1 protein-coding gene is annotated in these 395 nt (G+C 67.8%); it reads left to right on the forward strand.

All coding sequences use genetic code 11. The features are described 5' to 3' along the window. Nucleotides 1–128: 128 nt before the first annotated feature. A complete protein-coding gene (locus D7Y04_RS45355) occupies nucleotides 129–269 on the forward strand; it encodes a hypothetical protein (RefSeq protein ID WP_174486087.1) in 141 nt (46 codons plus the stop codon). Nucleotides 270–395: the final 126 nt, after the last annotated feature.

The following is a 395-nucleotide window of genomic DNA, read 5'->3' on the forward strand; positions in this document are numbered from 1 at the left end:
CGGGCGGTAGGGTGCTCGCGACGGGTGGGCGAGGTGACACTCCCCCTGGGATGTGTCGCCGGTTACGCCTTCATCAGGGATGCTGGGCGTGTACGGATGGTGCTGACTCTGTGGCTGGAGGCGTGGACATGTTCTGGGAGATTCTCATTGGCGCCGCGGTGATGACGCTCGTCACGGTGCTCTTCACGGGGCCCGGGATGTGGAGCTCCAGTTGGGGCTGGAAGAACGACAAGCAGAAGGGGAAGGACTCGTCCAAGCCGGACGTGTAGCCCCAGCGCTCCGGGTGCGGCCGGGCGAGCGTTTGGCCCTACGGCTCCGTGGCCACCATGCCCAGCCGCTGGCGAGCGCGGACCACCCGGGTGTCCAGCTCCGCGCGCTGCTCCTCGCTCAGCTTC

It is taken from the genome of Corallococcus sp. AB038B (assembly GCF_003668955.1).
GTDB lineage: Bacteria > Myxococcota > Myxococcia > Myxococcales > Myxococcaceae > Corallococcus > Corallococcus exiguus.